The organism is Trabulsiella guamensis ATCC 49490, from assembly GCF_000734965.1.
In the GTDB taxonomy this organism is placed as follows: Bacteria; Pseudomonadota; Gammaproteobacteria; order Enterobacterales; family Enterobacteriaceae; genus Trabulsiella; species Trabulsiella guamensis.
In genome coordinates this window covers 1-462 of record NZ_JMTB01000217.1, presented here as the reverse complement: position 1 = coordinate 462, position 462 = coordinate 1, and the positions used below count along the sequence as shown (strand labels likewise).

General features: G+C 58.0%; 1 pseudogene. It reads left to right on the top strand.

From position 1 onward, the window contains the following. Positions 1-361 (top strand): annotated as a pseudogene (locus tag GTGU_RS25230) (transposase domain-containing protein); the annotation flags it as partial. Positions 362-462: the final 101 nt, after the last annotated feature.

The window sequence follows — 462 nt, the reverse complement described above, 5'->3', positions numbered from 1 at the left end:
ACAGTTGACCGCCAGTCCCTACGAGCAGGAAAAACGTCAGCGCAATCGGCACCAAGAACGTGGCCGTCGCTGATCCGCTTCCTGGAGGATGGCAGGGTTCCCATGGAAAATAACCGTGCCGAACGGGCCATAAGACCGGTGGCGATGGGTCGCGCCAGTTGGTTGTTCGCAGGCTCTCTGGCTGCGGGTGAAAGAGCAGCGCAAATCGATGGGGCTGCTGGAAACAGCGAAAATGAACGGCCTGGAGCCGCATGCGTGGCTGACCGATGTGCTTAAGCGTCTGCCATCATGGCCGGAAGACAGACTGAACGAGTTACTGCCGTTCCCGTCATACCGGTTCAGCGATCACCCTGCACAGTAACCTGACGTCCTGAGCGGGTGTGGCGTACTCCGCAATCTCTTACCTGACTCAATAACTGCCTGTCATACTGATGGTGTGCAGCCTATGCTGGCTTTCGGCCA